The organism is Kribbella sp. C-35, from assembly GCF_046549195.1.
In the GTDB taxonomy this organism is placed as follows: Bacteria; Actinomycetota; Actinomycetes; order Propionibacteriales; family Kribbellaceae; genus Kribbella.
Map to the genome: position 1 here is coordinate 2,136,629 of NZ_JAJPWG010000001.1, position 20,812 is coordinate 2,157,440.

19 protein-coding genes are annotated in these 20,812 nt (G+C 67.4%); 13 read left to right on the top strand and 6 right to left on the bottom strand.

The genetic code is table 11. The features are described 5' to 3' along the window. Positions 1-93: 93 nt before the first annotated feature. The gene (locus ACLJOO_RS10870) at positions 94-2,328 is read right to left on the bottom strand and encodes a transglycosylase domain-containing protein (RefSeq protein ID WP_410786756.1); all 2,235 of its coding nucleotides are present in this window, start codon (positions 2,326-2,328) and stop codon (positions 94-96) included. Positions 2,329-2,454: 126 nt separating this feature from the next. Further along, entirely contained in the window at positions 2,455-3,936 is a 1,482-nt protein-coding gene (locus ACLJOO_RS10875; protein WP_410786757.1) for a short-chain fatty acid transporter, read from the bottom strand. Between the two features lie 215 nt (positions 3,937-4,151). On the opposite strand from ACLJOO_RS10875, the gene ACLJOO_RS10880 reads away from it, so the two are divergent. The 6 genes from ACLJOO_RS10880 (at position 4,152) to ACLJOO_RS10905 (ending at position 8,780) form a co-directional block, all read left to right on the top strand. Beyond that, positions 4,152-4,736, top strand: a complete 585-nt coding sequence (locus tag ACLJOO_RS10880) for a PadR family transcriptional regulator (protein ID WP_130386421.1) — start codon at positions 4,152-4,154, stop codon at positions 4,734-4,736. Then, the gene (locus ACLJOO_RS10885; protein ID WP_410786758.1) at positions 4,733-5,812 is read left to right on the top strand and encodes an inositol-3-phosphate synthase; all 1,080 of its coding nucleotides are present in this window, start codon (positions 4,733-4,735) and stop codon (positions 5,810-5,812) included. The genes ACLJOO_RS10880 and ACLJOO_RS10885 overlap by 4 nt, the downstream gene beginning before the upstream one ends. A gap of 67 nt (positions 5,813-5,879) precedes the next feature. After that, on the top strand, positions 5,880-6,422 hold the full coding sequence (locus tag ACLJOO_RS10890) for a GNAT family N-acetyltransferase (protein WP_410786759.1): 543 nt from the start codon (positions 5,880-5,882) through the stop codon (positions 6,420-6,422). A gap of 2 nt (positions 6,423-6,424) precedes the next feature. Next, positions 6,425-7,255, top strand: coding sequence for a DUF72 domain-containing protein (locus ACLJOO_RS10895; RefSeq protein WP_410787141.1), 831 nt, complete (start codon positions 6,425-6,427; stop codon positions 7,253-7,255). Between the two features lie 245 nt (positions 7,256-7,500). Further along, positions 7,501-7,722: a hypothetical protein gene (locus tag ACLJOO_RS10900; RefSeq protein ID WP_410786760.1), complete on the top strand. Its 222-nt coding sequence runs from the start codon at positions 7,501-7,503 to the stop codon at positions 7,720-7,722. Next, entirely contained in the window at positions 7,719-8,780 is a 1,062-nt protein-coding gene (locus ACLJOO_RS10905) for a hypothetical protein (RefSeq protein ID WP_410786761.1), read from the top strand. Before ACLJOO_RS10900 ends, ACLJOO_RS10905 begins: the two co-directional genes overlap by 4 nt. Here ACLJOO_RS10905 and ACLJOO_RS10910 read toward each other — a convergent pair. Next, positions 8,740-9,792 (bottom strand): Lrp/AsnC family transcriptional regulator, encoded by a 1,053-nt coding sequence (locus ACLJOO_RS10910; protein ID WP_410786762.1) that lies wholly within the window; start codon positions 9,790-9,792, stop codon positions 8,740-8,742. The genes ACLJOO_RS10905 and ACLJOO_RS10910 overlap by 41 nt on opposite strands. A 232-nt stretch (positions 9,793-10,024) precedes the next feature. Between ACLJOO_RS10910 and ACLJOO_RS10915 the strand changes: the two genes are divergently transcribed. From ACLJOO_RS10915 to ACLJOO_RS10940, 6 genes are read left to right on the top strand one after another with little or no spacing between them, the layout of a single operon-like run. Beyond that, positions 10,025-10,999, top strand: coding sequence for an ABC transporter ATP-binding protein (locus ACLJOO_RS10915; RefSeq protein WP_410786763.1), 975 nt, complete (start codon positions 10,025-10,027; stop codon positions 10,997-10,999). Continuing rightward, positions 10,996-12,000, top strand: a complete 1,005-nt coding sequence (locus tag ACLJOO_RS10920; RefSeq protein ID WP_410786764.1) for an ABC transporter ATP-binding protein — start codon at positions 10,996-10,998, stop codon at positions 11,998-12,000. Before ACLJOO_RS10915 ends, ACLJOO_RS10920 begins: the two co-directional genes overlap by 4 nt. Beyond that, on the top strand, positions 12,000-12,950 hold the full coding sequence (locus ACLJOO_RS10925) for an ABC transporter permease (RefSeq protein ID WP_131284380.1): 951 nt from the start codon (positions 12,000-12,002) through the stop codon (positions 12,948-12,950). The genes ACLJOO_RS10920 and ACLJOO_RS10925 overlap by 1 nt, the downstream gene beginning before the upstream one ends. Continuing rightward, entirely contained in the window at positions 12,943-13,815 is an 873-nt protein-coding gene (gene opp4C, locus ACLJOO_RS10930; RefSeq protein WP_410786765.1) for an oligopeptide ABC transporter permease, read from the top strand. Before ACLJOO_RS10925 ends, opp4C begins: the two co-directional genes overlap by 8 nt. Positions 13,816-13,843: 28 nt before the next feature. Continuing rightward, positions 13,844-15,466, top strand: coding sequence for an ABC transporter substrate-binding protein (locus tag ACLJOO_RS10935; protein WP_410786766.1), 1,623 nt, complete (start codon positions 13,844-13,846; stop codon positions 15,464-15,466). Next, the gene (locus tag ACLJOO_RS10940) at positions 15,466-16,653 is read left to right on the top strand and encodes a M20 metallopeptidase family protein (protein ID WP_410786767.1); all 1,188 of its coding nucleotides are present in this window, start codon (positions 15,466-15,468) and stop codon (positions 16,651-16,653) included. The genes ACLJOO_RS10935 and ACLJOO_RS10940 overlap by 1 nt, the downstream gene beginning before the upstream one ends. Here ACLJOO_RS10940 and ACLJOO_RS10945 read toward each other — a convergent pair whose 3' ends face one another. After that, entirely contained in the window at positions 16,654-17,133 is a 480-nt protein-coding gene (locus ACLJOO_RS10945) for a MarR family winged helix-turn-helix transcriptional regulator (RefSeq protein ID WP_410786768.1), read from the bottom strand. It lies immediately after the preceding gene. A gap of 95 nt (positions 17,134-17,228) precedes the next feature. Between ACLJOO_RS10945 and ACLJOO_RS10950 the strand changes: the two genes are divergently transcribed. After that, the gene (locus ACLJOO_RS10950; RefSeq protein ID WP_410786769.1) at positions 17,229-17,663 is read left to right on the top strand and encodes a nuclear transport factor 2 family protein; all 435 of its coding nucleotides are present in this window, start codon (positions 17,229-17,231) and stop codon (positions 17,661-17,663) included. Between the two features lie 77 nt (positions 17,664-17,740). Here the strand turns inward: ACLJOO_RS10950 and ACLJOO_RS10955 are convergent, their stop codons facing one another. After that, the gene (locus ACLJOO_RS10955; RefSeq protein ID WP_410786770.1) at positions 17,741-19,171 is read right to left on the bottom strand and encodes a pre-peptidase C-terminal domain-containing protein; all 1,431 of its coding nucleotides are present in this window, start codon (positions 19,169-19,171) and stop codon (positions 17,741-17,743) included. Positions 19,172-19,272: 101 nt separating this feature from the next. Further along, a complete protein-coding gene (locus ACLJOO_RS10960; RefSeq protein ID WP_410786771.1) occupies positions 19,273-20,730 on the bottom strand; it encodes a M12 family metallo-peptidase in 1,458 nt (485 codons plus the stop codon). Positions 20,731-20,812: the final 82 nt, after the last annotated feature.

Below are 20,812 nucleotides of genomic sequence, written 5' to 3' on the forward strand. Positions count from 1 at the left end.
AAACACGCCACCACCGCCGCACACCACAGTCCGCCCGAGTCACGCCCCCATCGTCCCTTATGCGGGTACCAGGCACCGGCGAGCCGACCGCGACTACTGACCGCCGCCGGGTGTTTGCGGCGTGTCGGTGGGTTTGGTCGGGCCACCGGTCGGCAGTGTCGGGATGACCGGGGTAGTAGTCGTCTGCGTCGGCTTGGTCTTCGTCGGCCTGCCGGTCGGCGTGCTCGTCGGCGGCGGGGTACTCGGCGGGGGCGTGCTCGGGGGCGGCGTGCTGGGCGGCGGGGTGCTGGGCGGCGGCGTACTCGGCGGCGGGGTGTACGTCGGGGTCGACGTGTCCTTGATTGTGTCCTCGCTCGGTTCCGGGAATTCCGCGTCGGGCACGCCGTCGAGGGCCGGCTTCATGAACGCCAGCCAGGTCTTCAGTGGCCAGTTCCCACCGAAGAACGCCTTGTCGTCGGAGTACGGGTCGAGGTCGGACTCACCGGTCTTGCCGGCTCTGTACACCACGGCTGTGGACAATTCCGGCGTGTACCCGGTCCACCACGAGGTCAGCGTCGCCGAACCCTCCTTGCAGCCGTCACACGCCTTGTTCTCCGCACGGTCCTCGACCGCCACACCACCCGCCGTACCCGTCTTGCCGGCGACCGCACGGTCCAGATCCTTGGCGCCGGTTCCGGTGCCCTTCGTGACTACGTCCTGCAGGACGTAGTTCACGGTCCGCGCGATGTTCTGGTCGAAGGCCTGCTTCTTCTGCTTGTCCAGGCTCTTCTCGCTCCACAGCACCTTGCCGTCCGGGCCCTTGACCTCCTTGATGACGTGCAGCGGCGCATACACGCCGTCGGCCGCGAACGTCGCGTAGGCCTCCGCCATGTCGACCGCGGACGCGTACGGGTCCGGACCGAGCACTGTCGACGGATTGTGCCGCCCGGTTTCGAGGGCCTTCGTCTTCGGGATGCCGGCTGCTTCAGCGGCGTCGACGACCTTGTTCGGACCGTCGTCCATCTGGTTGTCGACCAGGTCGTAGAAGGCGGTGTTGATCGACTGCTCGGTGGCCTTCAGCAGGGTGACATCGCCGTAGTCGCGGTTGAACTCGTTGCCGAGCTTCTGGCCCTGGATCTTGATCGGGCTGTCACCTTGGAAGATGTCGTAGATGCCCTTGCCGTCCTTGAGCGCCGCGGCCAGCGCGAACGGCTTGAACCCGGAGCCTGGCCGGGCCTTCGCCGTTGCCCAGTTGAGCTGACTCTTCAGGTAGTCCGGTCCGCCGTACATCGCCAGCAGCGCGCCGGTACCCGGCTGCACCGTGGCCATCCCGACGTGCAGGTTGTCGCGTTTCTCCGGCAGCTCCTGCTGGGCCGCGACGGTCATCTTCTTCTGCTGGCTGTAGTTGAAGGTGGTGGTGACCTTCAGACCGCCGCCGCTGATCTGGTCCTCGGTGAAGCCCCGCTGCAGCAGCTCCTTGCGGGCCATGTCGAGCAGGTAGCCCTTGGGGCCCGCGTATCGGCTGTCCTTCTTCTTCGGGTTCAGCGGGGGCAGCTTGTTGGCGTACTTCGCCTCCAGCGCCGGGGAGATCGTGCCCATCTGCTGCATGCCGTCCAGGACGTACCGATACCTCTCGATGATCCGCTTCTGGGTTCGCGGATCGTCGTCGTCGACGTCGAAGAGCGAGGGGTTGTTCAGCACTGTCGCCAGCAGCGCCGCCTGCGGGACGCTCAGCTTCCGCGGATCCGACACCTGGAAGTAGGCCTCGCCGGCGGCGGAGACGCCGTACGCGCCCTTACCGAAGTAGATCGTGTTGAGGTAGCCCTCGAGCGTCTGGCTCTTGTCCTGCTGCCGGCCGAGCTTGGTCGCGATGAACAGTTCCTGGAGCTTCCGGGAGACGGTCCGCTCCTGGGTCAGGTACATGACCTTCACATACTGCTGGGTGATCGTGGAGCCACCTTGCAGTTGCTCGCCCTGCGCGATGTTCCAGGCCGCGCGCACCATGCCCTGCGGCGAGATGCCGGGGTTGGTCCAGAACGTGCGGTCCTCGGCCGCGATCACCGAGTCCTGGACATACTTGGGGATCTGGGCCAACGGCACCGAGTGCCGGTTCTGCTCGAAGAAGGAGCCGAGCGGCTGACCACCGTCGGAGTACGTCACCGTGGTCGTGTTGGTCGCGAACTCCTTGTTCGGGTCCGGGATCTTGGTCGTCTGGTAGACGACGAAGAAGGCGGCGACCGCGCCGATGACGCCGAGGAAGAAGAGAGCGGCGAGCCAGCCGAGAACCCGGAGCGCCCAGTGCTTCTTGCGCCGGGGCGGCGGGGCGGCCTTCCTACGAGCTTCACTCACTGTGCAATCCTCGACGATCTCGCTGAAGTCATTGCCCCACAGACTACGGTGGGTGTGGTAACAGGCCCGAATCCGCTCCGGATGCTAGCAAGCAGGTCATACCGGACCCAAAGTCGGTGCAAACGGTTACCCCGTGACGTGCGGTGCGAGCAATGTCACGGCGATCAGCGCGGCCGGGAAGCAGGCCAGGAACATCGTGAACGTGTAGCCCATGATGTCGCGCGCCTTGAGGCCGAGGATGGCGAGCGTCGGCAGCATCCAGAACGGTTGCAGCAGGTTCGCACTCGCCTCACCGAGGTCGTACACGACGACCATCCAGCCCGCGTCGACCTTCAACTCGTTGGCGGCCTGCAGCACGTACGGCGCCTCGATCACCCACTTGCTGCCGCCGCTCGGGACGAAGATGCCCAGGATGCACGAGTAGATCGCGACCAGCGGCGGGAACAGGAACTGGTTGCTCGCCTGCACCAGCCATCCGGCGAGGCGCGCGGAGATCCCGGTGTACGCGATCATCCCGAAAATCCCGCCGTACAAGGGGAACTGGAGCAGTACGCCGGCCGCCGCGGGCGCGCCGTCGCGCACCGCACGCGCCATCCGCCACGGCCGCCAGTGCAGGAGCATCGCGAGCAGGAACAGGATCAGGTTGACCGTGTTGAGGTCGAGCGCGTTGAAGAAACTCTTCCCGCTGAAGTAGCGGACCAGGTACACGGCACCGAGCAATACGATCAGCAGACTGAACAGCGGTGAATGCTCGAGCCAGTCGCCGGGCCTACGCGTCTCTTGGCGTTGACCGTTGTACGCCGATCCGCGGCCGATGAGCGGTTTGAGCTCGATCCCGATCTGCTCCGCGGTTCGCGCGTTGCCCTCGCCGGGCGCGATGAGCCACGCCATCCCGACGCCGACGGCGTACACGATCAACGTCGCCACGATCGCCTGCCACGTGAAGATCGTGTCGCTGAGCGGGATCAGGCCGCTGGCGTGACCGCCGGCCTTGATCACCTCCTGCACCGGCGCTGGGCTGCTGCTCGCACTCGCCACCTGCAGTGCCGCGGAGCCGGACAACCCTTGCGCCCACACGGTCCCGAGCCCGAGGAACGCCATCGCACCGAGCGCGCGGTAGTCCGCCTTCGGCACGTTGCGCGCCACCTCGCGCGCCAGGATCGCCGCGAAGATCAGGCTGAAGGCCCAGTTCAGGTACGACGCCAGCATCGCGACCGCGGCGACGAAAGCGACTGCGGTCCGCGGGCTCTTCGGGATCCGGGCCAGCCGCGTGATCAACCGCGCGATCGGTCCGCTCGTGGCGACGGCGTACCCGCCGATGATGATCATCGCCATCTGCAGCGTGAACGTGATCAGGGACCAGAACCCGATGCCCCAGGCATCGATCAATCCGAAGCCCTTGGTCGCGGCCGGGTCGTCGGGGCGCTTCAGCAGCGGCTCACCGGTGACGAGCCCGAACAGCAGCACCACGAACGTGCCGACCAGGACGAACCCGAACGCGTCCGGCAACCACTTCTCGGTGAACGCGGTGAACCTCAGCGCCAGCCGGGCGAGTGCGCCCTCGGCTTCCACGTCGGACTTGGCGTGCTTCCCATGACTGTCGGTCATTACCGTCCGCTCCCGGGCTACGACGCTGAGTGTCATTCGATTAACGCAGATCGGCGTCTGACGTAACAGGTTTCCTGGGCGTGCCGCCCGACTGAGGTGACAAAGGTCGGGTTTGTCAAGAGTTGTCCACAGCCGCCGGGTCTGCTTACAGTGGCAGCACGATGTATCGAACCGATACATCACGTCATGACAAACTAGACCGAGGGAGGTGGCTCATGGGAAACCGCAGTGGGGTCCTGGAGCTCGCCGTACTCGGTCTGCTGCACGAAGCGCCGATGCACGGTTACGAGCTCCGCAAGCGCGTCAACGCCCAGTTCGGCTGGGGACGCGTGCTGTCGTTCGGTTCGCTGTACCCGTGTCTGAAGGCGATGCTCCGCAACGGGCTGATCACGGCCGACCCCGGAACGCCGGAGTCGGGTCGCAGGCCCAAGATCGTGTACACGATCACCGCCGACGGCAAGGACTACTTCGCGCACGCGATGCACGAAGCCGGCCCGTCGGCCTGGGAGGACGACACGTTCGGCGTCCGCTTCTCGTTCTTCGGCCGGACCGATCCGGCCACCCGGTTGCGCATCCTCGAGGGCCGCAGGGCCCGGATGGAGGAGCGGCTGGCCAACTTCCGGGCGGCGATGAGCCGGACGGCGGAGCGGGTCGACGCCTACACCCTCGAGCTGCAACGGCACGGCCTGGAGTCGGCCGAGCGCGAGGTCCGCTGGCTGAACGAGCTGATCGACGGCGAGCGGCGGCAACAGCGGCCCCCTGACCAGCACTACCCGCCTACCCAAGGAGATTCCAGATGACCTCGATTCGCGTAGCGATCGTCGGCGTCGGCAACTGCGCAAGCTCGCTCGTCCAGGGCGTGCACTACTACCGTGACGCCAAGCCCGAAGAGCGCGTCCCCGGTCTGATGCACGTCCAGTTCGGCGACTACCACGTCCGGGACGTGGAGTTCGTGGCCGCGTTCGACGTCGACGGCAAGAAGGTCGGCCTGGACCTCGCCGACGCGATCGGCGCCAGCGAGAACAACACGATCAAGATCTGCGACGTGCCGCCGACCGGCGTCACCGTCCAGCGCGGTCACACCCTCGACGGCCTCGGCAAGTACTACCGGGAGACCATCACCGAGTCCGACGCCGACCCGGTCGACGTCGTTGCGACCCTGCGTGAGGCGCAGGTCGACGTTCTGGTCTGCTACCTGCCGGTGGGTTCGGAGCAGGCGGCGAAGTTCTACGCGCAGTGCGCGATCGACGCGGGTGTCGCGTTCGTGAACGCGCTGCCGGTGTTCATCGCCGGCACCAAGGAGTGGGCCGACAAGTTCACCGCCGCCGGGGTGCCGATCGTCGGCGACGACATCAAGTCGCAGCTCGGTGCGACCATCACGCACCGGGTGCTGACCAAGCTGTTCGAGGACCGCGGCGTGACCGTGGACCGGACGTACCAGCTGAACGTCGGCGGCAACATGGACTTCAAGAACATGCTCGAGCGGGACCGCCTGGAGTCCAAGAAGATCAGCAAGACCCAGTCCGTCACGTCGCAGCTGCGCGACGAGATCGACCCCCGCAACGTGCACATCGGCCCGTCGGACTACGTGGCCTGGCTGGACGACCGCAAGTGGGCGTTCATCCGGCTCGAGGGCCGCAACTTCGGCGACGTACCGCTGTCGCTGGAGTACAAGCTCGAGGTCTGGGACTCGCCGAACTCGGCCGGCATCATCATCGACGCGATCCGCGCCGTGAAGATCGCCAAGGACCGCGGCATCGGCGGCCCGATCCTGTCCGCGTCGTCGTACTTCATGAAGTCGCCGCCGGAGCAGTACGCCGACGACGTCTGCCGCGACCTGGTGGAGAAGTTCATCCGCGGCGAAGTCGAACGCTGACCCAAGCAGTAGAAGCCGCCCCGACACCCATCCCGGGTGTCGGGGCGGCATGCCATCATGGCGCCGGATGACCGAGATCCGCGAGTACCGCGACACCGACGCCGCCGGGTGGCTGCGCTGCCGCCTGCTGAGCTTCTTCGGCACCGAGTACTACGACGACGTCGCGGTCCAACGGAAGACCTTCGAGAACCCGGCTCATCGGCTCGTAGCCGTCGACGACGACACAGTGGTCGGCCTGATGGACGTCGAGATCTTCACGGACCGCGCCACGATCGACGTACTCGCCGTGCACCCCGATCACCAACGCCAAGGCCTGGCCACGCAGCTGCTGGAGACGGTTCTTCCTCGGCTCGAGGTCGACGTACTGGACGCGTGGACGCGCGGGGATTCATCCGCGAACGAGTGGTACCAGCGATCGGGCTTCACGGAGAACTTCCGTTATCTCCATGTCTACAAGTCCTGGCAGGACGACGCTTCTGGTTTCGAGACCCCCGAGGGTCTCGGCGCACCGGTGACAGCGTTCATGCATGCGCCGATCGCACTCGAGGCCGCGATGCGTAAGCGGTTCTCGCGCGTGCACGTCTGCAGGCAGTACGTTCGATCGCTGTGAGCATGCAGCTGTACGTCGGTTGCGCGCAGTGGACTCATGCCGTGTGGCCGCAACCCTCGCGGGACAAGCTGCGTTCGTACGCCTCGTGGTGCAACGCGGTGGAGAGCAACACGACGTTCTATGCGACGCCGTCCGCGTCGACGGTGGCTTCGTGGGCCGCGCAAACGCCGCCCGACTTCCGGTTCGTGGTGAAGTTGCCGCAGGTCATCACGCATGAGCGCCGGCTCAACAACGTCGACGCCGAACTCCGCGCGTTCCTCGCCGCGATCGAGCCGCTCGGCCCGCGCAACCACGCGGTCTGGATCCAGCTCCCGGCCGCGTTCGCGCCGACCGACCTGGGTGCCCTCGCCGCGTTCCTCCACCAGGCGCCCCGCGAACACCAGTACGCCGTGGAGGTCCGGCACCGCGACTTCTTCGACGATCCCCGCGCCGCGACCAACCTCGAACGCGTACTCGCGCGAGCGAACGCGGAGTGGATCCCGTTCGACACCGGCACGCTGTTCGCCCACCGCCCGACCAGCCTCGCCGAGCGCGACGCCTGGATGAAGAAGCCGCGGGTAGCCCGCCGGACCCGAGCCCTGACCAGCCATCCGATCGTCCGCTACATCGGTCGCGACTCCGTCGACGAGACCGTCACCGGCTGGACGTACCTCGTCGACCTGGTCATCAACTGGCTGGCCGAGGGCCGCTCCCCCACGATCTTCCTGCACACCCCAGACAACGCCGAAGCCCTCAACCTCGCCCGCCGTTTCCACACAACGGTCGCCGCAGCCGTCCCCACACTCGCACCCCTCCCCGAGCCCATCGAACCCGAACCACCAACGCTCTTCTAGTCCCCCAACCAACCCACCCACCATTCGAGGAGTTATCCCCTCGAATGGTGGGTTCTCTGCTCGTACACAGGGGAGAACCCCCAACACGAGGGGATAACCACCCTTCTGTGCCGCGGTGTCGGCCGTTCTGCCTGGGGGGTGCTGCGCCCCGGCGCTGAGTTATCCACAGTTCCAAAGTGGCCTGCAGATTCGGGGGCTGATCTCCGTATGTTCTCCGCCGACTTCACGACTCGGGAGGACATCTCATGGAGCATTCGATCGGTACGCCGACCAACGCCACCCCGCACGCACCACTCGACCCGCCGCCCGCCGCGACGCAGGCGCGAGCCGAGCGGCAGGCCCGCGCCGACTGGCTGATCACCGAGCTCAGCCGGCTCGCGGCGCAGGCCGAGGACCCGAACGATCGGGTGCGATTTCGCCGCACCGCCGACTCTCTCACCCGGCTCGCGACCGCGTTCCGCCCGTGACGACGACAGCGGTGGGACCGCACCCGACCTCGGTCCTCGAACTGCTGGCGATGAGCGGTGAAACAGCTCGAGCGATAGCCGGCGCGGACCGCTCCGCGTGGAACGGTCACATCATCGAGTCCTCCAGCGCGATGCTCGGCCTCGCCCACTGGGACGGCACCCTGTACCTCGATCGCGAGTCGATCGTCGACCCACTCCGCCACCTCTACGAACACGCAGGCGCCAGGCGTCCGACTCAGACGCTCGTCGCCTACCGCGAATCCTTGGCCACCTTGCTCCACGAGCATGCGCACTTCCTCGGCCCGGAGGACGCCACCCAGGAAGCAGCCCGCGAAGCCTTCACGAAACTCGGCAGCCGCCAACTGGAGGAAGGCGTCACCGAGGCCTGGGCCCAGGACCATCTCGACGACTTCATCCACCGACTAGGCATCGACAAGGTTGCCCCAGGCATCGATTCCGTCCGCTCCGACGGGTACTACGCAGCCTTCGTCCCTGCCATCCGCGAACTCACCACCGACCTGGACACCCGCAACGGCTTCCCACCCGGCGAAACCCTGACCCTTCTCAACCGCCAAACCGCCGCCGGCCAGTTCCCGCTCCTGGTCGACCTCGCCTACAACTCCACCCGTCTCCCCGACCACGAACCACCCGGCGCCGATACCCGCTCCCGCCTGGAGTCGATCCTCCGCTCCGGCCTCGCCCACCTGGAAACCTACGAACTCTCTCCCCCAGACCTGGCCACCACCAACTCCCTTGCCACCGCCAACCAACTCCTGGCCCACCTCCGCCACGAAACCCACACCGCAGAAGCCACCTACGCCCTCAGTCCCGTAGAGGCCGATCCCTGCGTCCTCCCACCACCCGTTCCATCCCGCTGCGCACCTGCTCCCCACCAGACAGCCCTGTCCGGCGTGGCGCCGCCAACTGCAACTCCGCTCGACCACCGCAACCCACAACAGCTGACCGACTTCAAGACTCGGAGGCCGCATCATGCCAACCCCGTCCACCTGCAGAACATCAGAAGCGCGGCGCGGTCAGCGGGTGGGTTGGCGGGATGAAGGTGGCGTGGTGGCCGCTAGGAGTAAGGGTGTGGCCCAGGCGCTTGGCGAAGCGTGGAAGGAGCCAGCGTTCCTCGGTTCGCGCAGTCGGAAAGGCGCGGGCGATCTTGGATTCGACGGCGTCGAGATCACGCAGGCTGCGGAGCCAGAAGGTGACCGCCAGGTTGGCCCGGTTGACCACCGAGCAGCACATCCGCGTCTCCGGCATCAGCGCGAGACCGGCACCGACCATCTCCAGTTGATGATGCGGCACGCTGAACCACACCATCACAGACGCGTTGTACCCGACGAGGTTGTGCGCGAAGTCGACCCGCGTGCGCGCCCACGGCGCGTGCAGGATCTGCCCGATCGCACGAGTGACCGTGGCGACGCTCCGGCCGATCTCCTCGGCGATCGAGGTTGCGGATCGGCGGACGTCACCGGCCAGAGCGTTGATGACGAGCTCATGCAGACGGGTAGGCACCGCGGGTGCGTCGATACCAGTAGCAGGAAACGCCTGCAGAGCCTTGACCTGACGTTCGCTGAGGATGCCGGGCCGCCAGCTCGTTCCTTCCTTGAAGAACGTGCGGGTGAAGTGGGTCCGGGTCCGCCGTACGCCGGGATCCGCGGCCAGCTCCGTGGCGACGTAGGCATCGACCTCGGCGACCGACGGACAGGACAAGGTCAGGATCAGATCAGGCCCGCCGGACGTGCATTCGACGGTCAGCACCGACGGCGTCTTCGCGATACCGGCGATGACGCTCTCGCGGCTGCCCGCGGTGCAGTACACCTCGACCAGTGCGAGGACACCGGTCAACGGGTGCACCGCGGAGTCGAGGCGCCCGTCCGGGCGATCCGGATCGCCTGGGCTCACCGCGAAGCACGAGCTCCAGACCAGGCCGCTGTCGACGAGCCGGCTCCAGCGGCGCGACAGGGTCGACGCATCACCGCCGACGATCGCCTCGAGCTGGGACCAACTCGCGCGCGGGCGGTGCTGTAAGGCGTTAACCAGCAGGAAATCTACGTCGTCCACAACTCAAAATCTGCGCATGCGTCACGGCGGTCACGCAAGTTCCCTGCGATGTCATGACAAGGATTTGATCGATTACGCGGAGGGAGGAGCATCCTGAGTGCCCGGATGACAGTATCCAATGTCCAGAGCCAGAAGTTCCGGCTCCGGCCAGTGAGTTCTTCGACGCCCCACGGAGGATCGCTTGTCAGTTACGCCTGCTGTCTCTGCTTCCACCCTGCTCCGGGTCGACGGCTTGAGGACCGAGTTCACGACCGACCAGGGTCCGGTCACGCCGGTGGACGGAGTCGGATTCACCGTGGCGGCCGGGGAGACGTTGTGTCTGGTCGGCGAGTCCGGCAGCGGGAAGTCGGTCTCCGCGCTGTCGATCATGGGCCTGCTGGCCGCGAACGGCCGGGTCACCGAGGGCTCCGTGCTGTTCGAGGGTCAGGATCTCGCCGGTCTGCCGGAGCCGGAGTTACGCCGGATTCGCGGGCATGCGATCGCGATGATCTTCCAGGAGCCGATGACATCGCTGAACCCGGTGCTGACCATCGGCGACCAGTTGGCCGAGACGATGATCCTGCATCTCGGGCTGACCAAGGCGGAGGCCCGCCAACGGGCGATCGAGCTGCTGGAGAAGGTCGGCATCCCGCGGGCGGGTGCGGTCGTCGACGACCATCCGCACCGGCTGTCCGGCGGAATGCGGCAGCGGGTGATGATTGCGATGGCGCTGAGCTGCCGGCCCAAGCTGATCATCGCGGACGAGCCGACGACGGCGCTGGACGTGACGATCCAGGCGCAGATCCTGCGGTTGATGCGGGAGCTGAGCGCGGAAACCGGTACGGCGACGATCTTCATCACCCACGACCTCGGCGTGGTCGCGGAGATGGCCGACCGGGTCGCGGTGATGTACGCCGGGCAGGTCGTCGAGGAGACCGACGTCTACACGCTGTTCGACCAGCCCAAGCATCCGTACACGGTCGCCCTGCTGAAGTCGATCCCGCACATCACCACCCCGGCCGGGGACCGGCTCACCCCGATCTCCGGCTCCGTCCCGAGCTTGCTGCACCTACCGGAGGGCTGCCGCTTCCGCGAGCGATGTCCACAGGCAATGGACCGGTGTGCGACGGATCTGCCGGCGCTCCGCCCGCTAGCCGGCGTCGGCGAGGGCGCGCACTCGGTCCGCTGCTGGCTGTACGACGAAACCGGAACGGCGGTCCCCGCATGACGGCCGTGGAGGACGTCGGCCCCTTGCTGCAGGTGCGAGACCTCCGGCGGTACTACCCGATTCGCAAAGGTGTCATCGCCCGGACGGTCGGGCACGTACGTGCCGTCGACGGGGTGAGCTTCGACGTGTACCCGGGTGAGACGGTGGGCATCGTCGGCGAGTCCGGATGCGGGAAGAGCACCACCGGGCGTGCCGTCGTACGGCTGGAGCCGCCGACGTCAGGCTCGGTGCTCTTCGACGGGACCGACATCGCGACACTGTCGACCGCGAGGATGCGGCGGTTGCGGACCGAACTGCAGATGGTGTTTCAGGATCCGTACTCGTCGCTGAATCCGCAGATCCGGATCGGCGATCTGCTGGCCGAGCCGTTGATCGCGCACAAGCGTCTCGATCGCGCCGGCGCGCGGGCGAAGGCTGCCGAGATGCTGGCCACCGTCGGGCTCCCGAAGCTCTCCCTGGACCGCTACCCGCACGAGCTCTCCGGCGGGATGCGGCAACGGGTCGGCATCGCGCGGGCGCTGATGCTCGAACCGAGGCTGATCGTCTGCGACGAGCCGGTGTCCGCGCTCGACGTCTCGATCCAGGCCCAGGTCCTGAACCTGCTCAAGGATCTGCAGGGCGAGTTCGGCCTGACCTACGTGTTCATCAGCCACGGGCTCGGCGCGATCAAGTACATCAGCGACCGGATCGTGGTGATGTACCTCGGCAAGGTGATGGAGACCGCGACCACCGCGGAGATCTTCGCCCGGCCGAAGCATCCCTACACCGAGATCCTCCTCGACGCCTACCCCGAACCGGACCCGCGGCTGCGCGACCGGGAGCGGATCATCGTCGAGGGCGACGTGCCGAGCCCAGCGAATCCGCCTCCCGGCTGCGTGTTCCACACCCGCTGCCCGTACGCACAGGACATCTGCCGGACCGAGGCTCCGGCCCTGAACGCCGCGGGAGGTGCCAGGCATCAGGTGGCCTGCCACTTCCCGCTGGTCCAGGAGGCGAGCTGATGGTCTCCTACCTCATCCGGCGCATCCTGATCGGAATCCCGGTCCTGCTCGGCGTGACCCTGATCAACTTCCTGATCATCAACCTCGCGCCCGGCAGCCCGGCCGACCTGTATCTCTCCCCGACCGCGACTCCCGAGGACGTCGCCCGCACCGAAGCCGCGCTCGGGCTGGACAAGCCGGTCTTCGTCCAATACCTCAACTGGCTCACCCAACTGCTGCACGGGAACCTCGGCGTCTCGTTCCAGAACCGCGAGCCGGTCACCCAGCTGATCGCCGACCGGATCGGCCCGACTCTGCTGTTGATGGGTACGTCGCTCGTCGTCGCCTACCTGGTCGCGATCCCGATCGGGATCTTCGCGGCCCGGCGGCGCAATACGGCCGCCGACTACGGGGTCGTCGGGGCGTCGTTCCTCGGCATCTCGGTGCCGCACTTCTTCCTCGGCCTGGCGATGATCTACGTGTTCGCGCTCACGCTGGGCTGGTTCCCAACCGGCGGCATGGTGACCCTGGGACGCGGAGGCGGGTTCGCCGACCGGGTCTCGCATCTCGTCCTGCCGGTCGTCGTGCTCGCCACCGCGGTCGCGGCCGGCATGGTCAGATACGTCCGGTCGAGCATGATCGACGCCTTCGGCCAGGACTACATCCGGACCGCGAAGGCGAAGGGTCTGGCCGCGTCGGTCATCACCAACAAGCACGCCCTGCGGAACGCGCTGATCCCGGTCGTGACGGTGATCGGGATCGATCTGTCCGCGCTGATCGGCGGCGCGATCGTGACCGAGCAGATCTTCCAGTGGCCCGGGATCGGGCTGCTCACCATCCAGTCGATCGGCGCCCGCGACTACGCCGTACTGATGGGCATCAACCTGATCGCGGCGATCGCCGTGTTCGCCGCCAACCTGCTCACCGACATCGCGTACGCGGTGGTGGACCCGAGGGTTGCCTATGCATAAGCGGCTCGAGCCCGAGACCGGCCAGTCGTCCACGCGGCTGATGATCCGGCGGTTCCGGCGACACCGGCTGGCCGTCGCCGGGCTGGCGATCGTCGTCCTGATGGTGCTGATGGCCGCGCTGGCGCCGCTCCTGGCGCCGCACGACCCGAACCGGATCTTCGACAAGTTCGAGTCGTCGCCGTCGGGCGCGCATCTGCTGGGCACCGACTCGGTCGGGCGGGACGTGCTCAGCCGGCTGATCTACGGCGCCCGGGTGTCGATGAGCGTCGGCGTCGGAGCAGTCGTCGTGTACGTCGTGATCGGCGTCCTGCTCGGTCTGCTCGCCGGGTACTACGGCGGCTGGGTGGACCAGGTGCTGATGCGGATCACCGACGTGTTCATGTCGTTCCCGTACTTCATGGTGATCCTGATCCTGGTCAGCGTGCTCGGGCCGAGCCTGCTCACCATCATCGTGGTGATAGGTGCGCTGGCCTGGCCGATGATCGGCCGGCTGGTCCGCGGCAGCGTGCTCTCGATCAAGGGCAGCGACTACGTGCAGGCCGCGGTCGCGCTGGGGTACCGCACGCCGCGGATCCTGTTCCGGCACATCCTGCCGAACGCGTTGTCCCCGATCGTCGTGAACGCGACGTTCGGCGTCGCGCAGGCGATCATCCTCGAGTCGGGCCTGAGCTTCCTAGGGATGGGTGTCCGCCCGCCGGCGGCCAGCTGGGGCAACATGCTCAGCGAGGCGCAGTCGATCACCGTGCTGTCCAGCCAGCCGTGGATCTGGATCCCGCCGGGCCTGATGATCCTGCTCGCCGTACTCGCGATCAACTTCGTCGGCGACGGCCTACGTGACTCGATGGAGTCCCGCTCCGAGACCTGAACCCCATCCTTTCGAGAAGGGACCCGCTATGTCTGCACGGACCACCTACCGGCTCAGCGCCGGATTGGCCGCCATCGGCCTGTTGCTGATACCGACTGCATGCACCGGCAACGCCGGCAGTGGCGGGGGCGGTGGGGACACGCTGTACGTCGGCACAGTGAACCCGCCGGCCAGCTTCAACCCGATCAACCAGTCCGACGTCGGCGGCCAGTTCGCCGTACGGTTCGCGATGGACACGCTGCTGGATCAGCCGGAGCCGCTGAAGTTCGTCCCGAAGCTGGCCGAGTCGATGGAGAGCAAGGACAACAAGACCTTCACGGTGAAGCTGCACGCCGGCGCCAAGTGGAGCGACGGGCAGCCGATCACCGCGAAGGACGTGGTGTACACGATCAACCTGATCGCCAACCGGGACTCGCTCACCACGCTCGGCGGCAACGTCACCGCGCTCACCGGGGTCGATGCCACCGGCAAGCTTCCGAAGGGGCAGACCGCCGTACCGGGGCTGACCGCGCCGGACGACACGACGGTCGTGTTCACCACGAAGACCGCGGTGGACCCGAACTACATCAAGGAGATGATCGGCACCAAGGTGGTGATCATGCCCGAGCACGTGCTGGCGAAGACGGCACCGGCGCAGATCGACGACAGCAAGTTCGCGCAGCTTCCCGACGTCACGAGTGGTCCGTACAAGTTCACGAAGTACACCCAGAACGCGAGCATCGAGTACGCCGCCAACCCGGACTACTACGGCGGTGCGCCGAAGATCGCTAAGCTGATCATGAAGATCATGCCGGCCTCGAACCTGGCCGGTGAGCTGCAGACCGGGTCGATCATGATGAACTCCGGCGGCGGGATCGGGAACATCCCGTTCCAGGACCTGAAGACGATCCAGGCGTTCAAGGACGTCAACACCAAGGTCAACCCGACGATCGGGTTCCAGACCATCCAGTTCAACGTGAAGACATTCGCGGACCCGCGACTGCGGGCCGGGCTCGCGCACGCGATCAACCGCAAGCAGATCGTCGACGAGCTGCTGCTCGGCAACGGCGAGGTGATCGACGGCCCGTACACCAGCCAGAGCCCGTTCCTGGACAAGAGCCTGAAGACCCTCAGCTACGACCCGGCGCTGGCCAAGAAGCTGCTCACCGAGGCGGGCTGGGACTTCAGCCGGAAGATCAACTTCGTCGTACCGACCGGGAACAAGATCCGGGAGCGGTCGGCCGACATCCTGCTGCAGAACTTCAAGGCGATCGGTCTGAACGTCGTCCAGACCAACTACGACTTCCCGACCACGCTGGCCAAGGCGCGGGCGAAGGACCACGACATGGTGCTGATGGGCCTGACCTTCAACATCGACCCGGACGTGTCGAACATGTACTCCTCGACCGGTTCCTTCAACCTGACCGGGTACAACTCGCCGGAGAGCGACAAGCTGCTGCTGGCCGGCAAGTCCGAGGCGAAGCCGGAGGCCCGGCACAAGATCTACAACCAGTTGCAGGCGCTGTGGCAGGCTGACATGCCGGTCCTGACGCTGTACTCCGACCACGCCGTCGCCGCGACCAACAAGTCCGTGGCGGTGGGCGGGGCGACCGCGTTCTGGCCGGGGACCGTGGCCAACGTCGGCCAATGGGCATTCGAAGGAGCAAACTGATGAGTCTCGTCGAGGAAGCCACCGCGATCGCGCCCGGGCTGATCGAGCTGCGGCGGGAGCTGCACCAGGTTCCCGAGGTCGGCCTCGAGCTGCCGAAGACTCAGGCCCTGGTGCTCGACGCGCTGGCCGGGTTGCCGCTGGAGGTCACCACCGGCAAGGAGCTGACCTCCGTGGTCGGCGTACTGCGCGGCGGTCAGCCCGGGCCTACCGTGCTACTGCGGGGCGACATGGATGCGTTGCCGGTGGTGGAGGAGACCGGGCTCGCGTACGCGGCCGAGAACGGGAACATGCACGCCTGCGGCCACGATCTGCACACCACGGGACTGGTGGGAGCGGCGCAGTTGCTAAGTGCGCATCGCGACGAGCTGAACGGGAACGTGATCTTCATGTTCCAGCCAGGCGAGGAAGGCCTCGGCGGCGCCGGATACATGCTGCGGGAGGGCCTGCTGAGCGCCACCGGCGACAAGCCGATCGCGGCGTTCGCGTTGCACGTCTGGTCGCAGGCGGCGAAGGGGACGTTCCAGCTGCGTCCGGGCACGATCATGGCCAGTTCGAACCAGCTGCACATCACGGTGCACGGCAAGGGCGGCCACGGGTCGTCGCCGGACCGGACGATCGACCCGGTGCCGGTGGTGGCGGAGCTTGTGCTCGCGCTGCAGACGTACGCGACGCGGCGGGTGAACGTGTTCGACCCGGTGGTGATCACGGTGACACAGCTCGAGGCGGGCGTCGCGATCAACGTCATCCCGAACACGGCCCGGCTCGGCGCGACCGTGCGGACGCTGTCGGACGCGATGCTGGAGCAACTGACCCGCGAGCTGCCGGCGCTGGCGGAGCGGATAGCGGCCGCCCACGGATGCACGGTCGACGCGCGGCTCGACCCGCAGTATCCGGTGACGGTGAACGACGCTGGGCGTACGGCGGAGACCGCGGACCTCCTCACCGGCCTGTTCGGCGCGGAGCGGGTGCAGCAGCTGGACAACCCGCTGATGGGCGCCGAGGACTTCTCGATGGTGCTGCGTGAGGTGCCGGGCACGTTCGTGATGGTCGGCGCCCGGCCGGACGACGTCTCGGAGGAGGAAGCGCCCTCGAACCATTCGAGCCTCGTCCGGTTCGACGACGCGGTCCTCGCCGACCAGGCGGCCGCGCTGGCTCAGCTGGCCGCCAAGCACCTGCTCAAAGCCTGATCAGGCGGGCGGGCCCGCGAGGTGGGTGTTGACCCGGTTGAGGAGCGCGAACAACTGGTCGCGCTCCTCGCGGGTCAGCGGCGCCGTGATGTGGGCGTGCACACCGGCGAGCACCTGATCCAGCTCGGCGAGCCGCTGTACTCCGGTGTCCGTGATCGTGATGACATTGCGGCGTTTGTCGGCGGGGTCCGGCGTACGGCGGATCCAGCCGCCGTCCGCGAGTTCGTTCAGGACCGCGACGAGATCGCTCTTGTAGACGCGGGCGCGGCCGGCGAGCGCGGACTGGCTCGCCGGGCCGAACTCGGCGAGCGCCGCGAGCACCACGAAGTGATCCTTGTGGGCGCCGACTGCCCGGAGCGCGTCGCCGGAGGCCCGGGCAGTCTGGGCCGCCGTCAGCCCGACCAGCCGTGACAGCTGCGCCTTGATGCGTTCCGGCGTCTCCGCGCCACGGTCGAAGCGCAGCTCCTCGCCGTCCTCCATGGCGCCAGCATACGCCGCTTGCGTTAGTCGGACTAACGATCTACATTCATTGGTAGAGCCAACGTTAGTAAGACTAATCATTCAAGGAGCACGTTATGACCGCGACCGAAGCCCTGATCCGCGAGCTCGCCGACCGCAGCGAACTGGCCGACCTGGTCGCCCGCCACAGCCTGTGGATCGACGAGCACCGGTACGACGAGAGCGACCGCCTCTTCACCGAGGACGTAGTCGTCGAGTCCCGCCGCGGCGAGGTCGCGGGCATCGACGCGCTCGTCGACCTGGTGCGGGCGGGACACGACGATAACGCCCGCACGCTGCACAACAAGTCGAACCTCGTGATCGACATCCAGGGCGACACCGCGACCGTGCGCGCGCACGACATCGCGGTCTACGTTCTCGACGACAAGACGGAGGCCATCGCGGCCGCCGTCCACCAGTACCGTGCGCGCCGGACCGAGAAGGGCTGGCGCTTCGACCGGCTCGAGGTCAGCCCGATCGCACTGACCGGGGCGCTCGAGCGCGCGCTCTAGAAAGGGCGCTCTAGAAACGGCGCTCTAGAAGAGGCCTGTGGCTGGTCGGTCCGCCAGAGGCCGACCAGCCACAGGGTTCAGGAGGGCGAAACTCCGAGGGTGTAGGCGCCGCGACTGCCGTACGTCGAGTAGCCCGTGTTCAGCGGGTCGCCGTAGCCCACGTTGTCGATCCGCAGGTAATACGTACCCGGCTGAAGGCTGCCGCTAACACTCGCGCCGAGACCCGTCGGCGTACCGGCGTCGCTCTGTCCGGAGGCCGGGTCGTTCGAGGCAACGACCGCGCCGGCGCTGTCCAGCAGGTCGAGCTTGAGGTCGAGGTTGCCGCCGCTTGGAGCGGAGCTCGCCGTCGCGGTGTAGTTGCCGGCGGCACTCACGTCGACGCGGTAGACGTCGGTGTCGTTCTCGGCCGCGATGACGCCCGACGCCGGCGTACCGACGGTCAGCGCCGCAGCGTCTCCGACGGTGTCACCGGCCTCGTCCGTACGCAGTGCGAGTCCGTGCGAGCCGACGACCGCGTAGTCGTCTTCCTTGTTGTTCGCGTCGGCGTACTCGCCCTTGCTCCACTGGCTGATGCCGCGGTAGTACCCGACGCCCATGATCGGCGCCCACGCGCCGTGGCCCTGGTAGTACCCGACCGTCGACGTCCCGTCGTGCGAGAGGCCGACGTTGTGCCCGGCCTCGTGCGACGCCGCCTCGGCGAGGTTCTTCGCACCGGTGCCGACGCCCTTCGTGAACACGAGGGCCGGCTGGTAGTAGTCGTGCTGGCTCGTGCTGTCGTACACGCCGACGTACGCGACGCCGCCGCAACCGCATCCGGACTGGTACCAGGTGTCCGGATCGATCAGTACGCGCGTCCCGTACTGCTCGTCGGACGCGCCCGACCGGTCGATCGCGGACTGCGCCGGCTCCTGCGTCGTCACGTCCACGTCGAAGGTCGCGTAATCCTCCGCGACTCGAGCCCACACCTCGTGGACGACGTCCTGCTCGGCAGTGCTCCAACCAGCCGGATCGCCATCGGTGTCGTACGCCGAGACGTTGACGGGATCGACGCCCTTCGACGCGTTCCATGCCGTACCGGTGATGGTGTGGCCGTCGAAGTCCAGGTAGATGACCCGGTTCGAGCCCGGCTTGCTGTGCAGCTCGAACGCCGGGCCGGTCGCAGCGGCGGCCGCCGTACTCGCCCAGCGCGGTGACGCCTCGGGAGCCTTCTGCGCGGCGGTCAGACCGGGCTCGCGGAAGAACAGTTTGCTGTCGGCATCGAGCCATGCGGTCTTGTCGGTGGCAAGGATCTGCCGCAACTGGTCCGTCGGCAGGCCGTTGTGCGCGGCAACCTCGGCCAGCCGCGACTGAACCTTGCCGAGCGCCGAGCCGCCGGCCAGCGGCTGCGACAACAACTGGTCGATCGGTGTCTGTTGCGCATCGGCCTGGGTGCCGAGCGCGACAGCCAGCCCTCCGAAAACAACAGCACCAGCACACGCAAGTGCGCCGGTGCGGCGAATTCTGTTCACTACGGGTTCCTCCTCACGTCCCCCCCGCGGGCGGTCCCCCCAAGACCCCCGGGGCCGTCGATCTCGGTGGGATCGGCGGCCCCGGGGTGGTCAAAGAGGTATCAGCCGGCGGTGACGCGGACGGTGTAGGCGCCGCGGCTGCCGTACGTCGAGTAGCCGGTGTTCAGCGGGCTGCCGTACCCGGTGTTCTCGATCCGCAGGTAGTAGCGGCCGGCCGCGACCTGGCGGCTGATGCTCGCGCTCAGCCCGGTCGGGGTGGCCGAGTTGGACTGCCCGGCTGCTGGGTCCGCGGTGGCGACGACACCACCCGACGAGTTCAGCAACTGGAGCTTGATGTCCAGGTCAGCGCCGGACGCGGCCGCAGCGGCTGCGAAGTTGAAGGTGCCGGCCGCCAGGTCGATCCGGAAGGTGTCGACGTCGGAGTCGTTGGCGTACACACCCTTCACGCTCGTCCCGAGCGTCAACGCGGTGGCATCCGACGTGCCGTTGCCGTGGTCGTCGGCCCGCAGCGCCAGCCCGTTCTGGCCCACCACCGCGAAGTCGTCTTCCTTGTTGTTCGCTCCGGTGTACTCGCCCTTGCTCCACTGGCTGATCGCCTTCGAGTACCCGACGCCCATGATCGGCGCCCAGGCGCCGTGGCCGGCGTAGTACCCGACGGACGCGGTGCCGTCATGCGAGAGGCCGACGTTGTGGCCCGCTTCGTGCGACGCGGCCTCGGCGATGTTCTTCGCACCGGTCCCGACGCCCTTGGTGAAGACCAGCGCGGGCTGGTAGTACGAGTGGTTGCTGGTGTTGTCGTACACGCCGACGTACGCGACCCCGCCGCACCCACACCCGGACTGGTACCAGGTGGTCGGGTCGATCAGCACCCGCGTCCCGTACTGCTGGTCGGACGCACCGGACCGCGTGATCGCGGCGGCAGCCGGCTGCTGCGTCGTCACGTCCACGTCGAACGGCGCGTAGTCCTCCGCGACGCGAGCCCAGACATCGCGTACGACGTCCTGCTCTGCCGTACTCCAGTTACTGGTGTTCCCATCGGTGTCGTACGGCGTGACGTTCACGGTGGACGGCTTGCCGTTGGTGTTCCACGCCGTACCGGTGATCGTGTGGCCGTCGAAGTCGAGGTAGATGACGCGGTTGGACCCGGGCTTGCTGTGCAGCTCGAACGCCGGACCGGTCGCGGCAGCGACCGCCTGCGTGGCCCAGCGGGGCGATGCCGCGGCTCCGGTCTTCCGCTCGGCCGCGGTGGCGACCGGCTCGCGGTAGAACAGCTTGCCGCCACGGTCCAGCCAGGCGGTGCGGTCACTCGCCAGGATCTGGCGCAGCTTGTCTGTGGACAACTTGTTCTGGTCGGCGATCTCGGCGAGCCGGGACTGGACGCGGCCGAGCGCGGCCTTGCCCTGCAGCTCCTGGCCGAGCAGTTGGTCGATGGGGAGCGGAGCGGGCTGCTGGGCGTCGGCCTGGTTACCGACGACGACGGCCAGGGCTCCGAAGACGACGGCACCGGCACAGGCCAGGCCGGCGATGCGGCGGGTCTTGGGGCGGGGGCGGTGTGGCATGGGGCGGGAACTCCTCAGGTACCTCGGCGTGCCTCACTTGACATACTCACGAACGGTGTACGCGAACTCGCTGTGCGTAGCC

What these genes read in the sequence shown, in the direction of transcription:
- ACLJOO_RS10960 (WP_410786771.1), bottom strand. Translation starts at nt 20,730, where the DNA reads ATGCCACACCGCCCCCGCCCCAAGACCCGCCGCATCGCCGGCCTGGCC.
- opp4C (WP_410786765.1), top strand. Translation starts at nt 12,943, where the DNA reads ATGCATAAGCGGCTCGAGCCCGAGACCGGCCAGTCGTCCACGCGGCTG.
- ACLJOO_RS10920 (WP_410786764.1), top strand. Translation starts at nt 10,996, where the DNA reads ATGACGGCCGTGGAGGACGTCGGCCCCTTGCTGCAGGTGCGAGACCTC.
- ACLJOO_RS10890 (WP_410786759.1), top strand. Translation starts at nt 5,880, where the DNA reads ATGACCGAGATCCGCGAGTACCGCGACACCGACGCCGCCGGGTGGCTG.
- ACLJOO_RS10925 (WP_131284380.1), top strand. Translation starts at nt 12,000, where the DNA reads ATGGTCTCCTACCTCATCCGGCGCATCCTGATCGGAATCCCGGTCCTG.
- ACLJOO_RS10945 (WP_410786768.1), bottom strand. Translation starts at nt 17,133, where the DNA reads ATGGAGGACGGCGAGGAGCTGCGCTTCGACCGTGGCGCGGAGACGCCG.
- ACLJOO_RS10880 (WP_130386421.1), top strand. Translation starts at nt 4,152, where the DNA reads ATGGGAAACCGCAGTGGGGTCCTGGAGCTCGCCGTACTCGGTCTGCTG.
- ACLJOO_RS10935 (WP_410786766.1), top strand. Translation starts at nt 13,844, where the DNA reads ATGTCTGCACGGACCACCTACCGGCTCAGCGCCGGATTGGCCGCCATC.
- ACLJOO_RS10940 (WP_410786767.1), top strand. Translation starts at nt 15,466, where the DNA reads ATGAGTCTCGTCGAGGAAGCCACCGCGATCGCGCCCGGGCTGATCGAG.
- ACLJOO_RS10885 (WP_410786758.1), top strand. Translation starts at nt 4,733, where the DNA reads ATGACCTCGATTCGCGTAGCGATCGTCGGCGTCGGCAACTGCGCAAGC.
- ACLJOO_RS10875 (WP_410786757.1), bottom strand. Translation starts at nt 3,936, where the DNA reads ATGACCGACAGTCATGGGAAGCACGCCAAGTCCGACGTGGAAGCCGAG.
- ACLJOO_RS10895 (WP_410787141.1), top strand. Translation starts at nt 6,425, where the DNA reads ATGCAGCTGTACGTCGGTTGCGCGCAGTGGACTCATGCCGTGTGGCCG.
- ACLJOO_RS10900 (WP_410786760.1), top strand. Translation starts at nt 7,501, where the DNA reads ATGGAGCATTCGATCGGTACGCCGACCAACGCCACCCCGCACGCACCA.
- ACLJOO_RS10950 (WP_410786769.1), top strand. Translation starts at nt 17,229, where the DNA reads ATGACCGCGACCGAAGCCCTGATCCGCGAGCTCGCCGACCGCAGCGAA.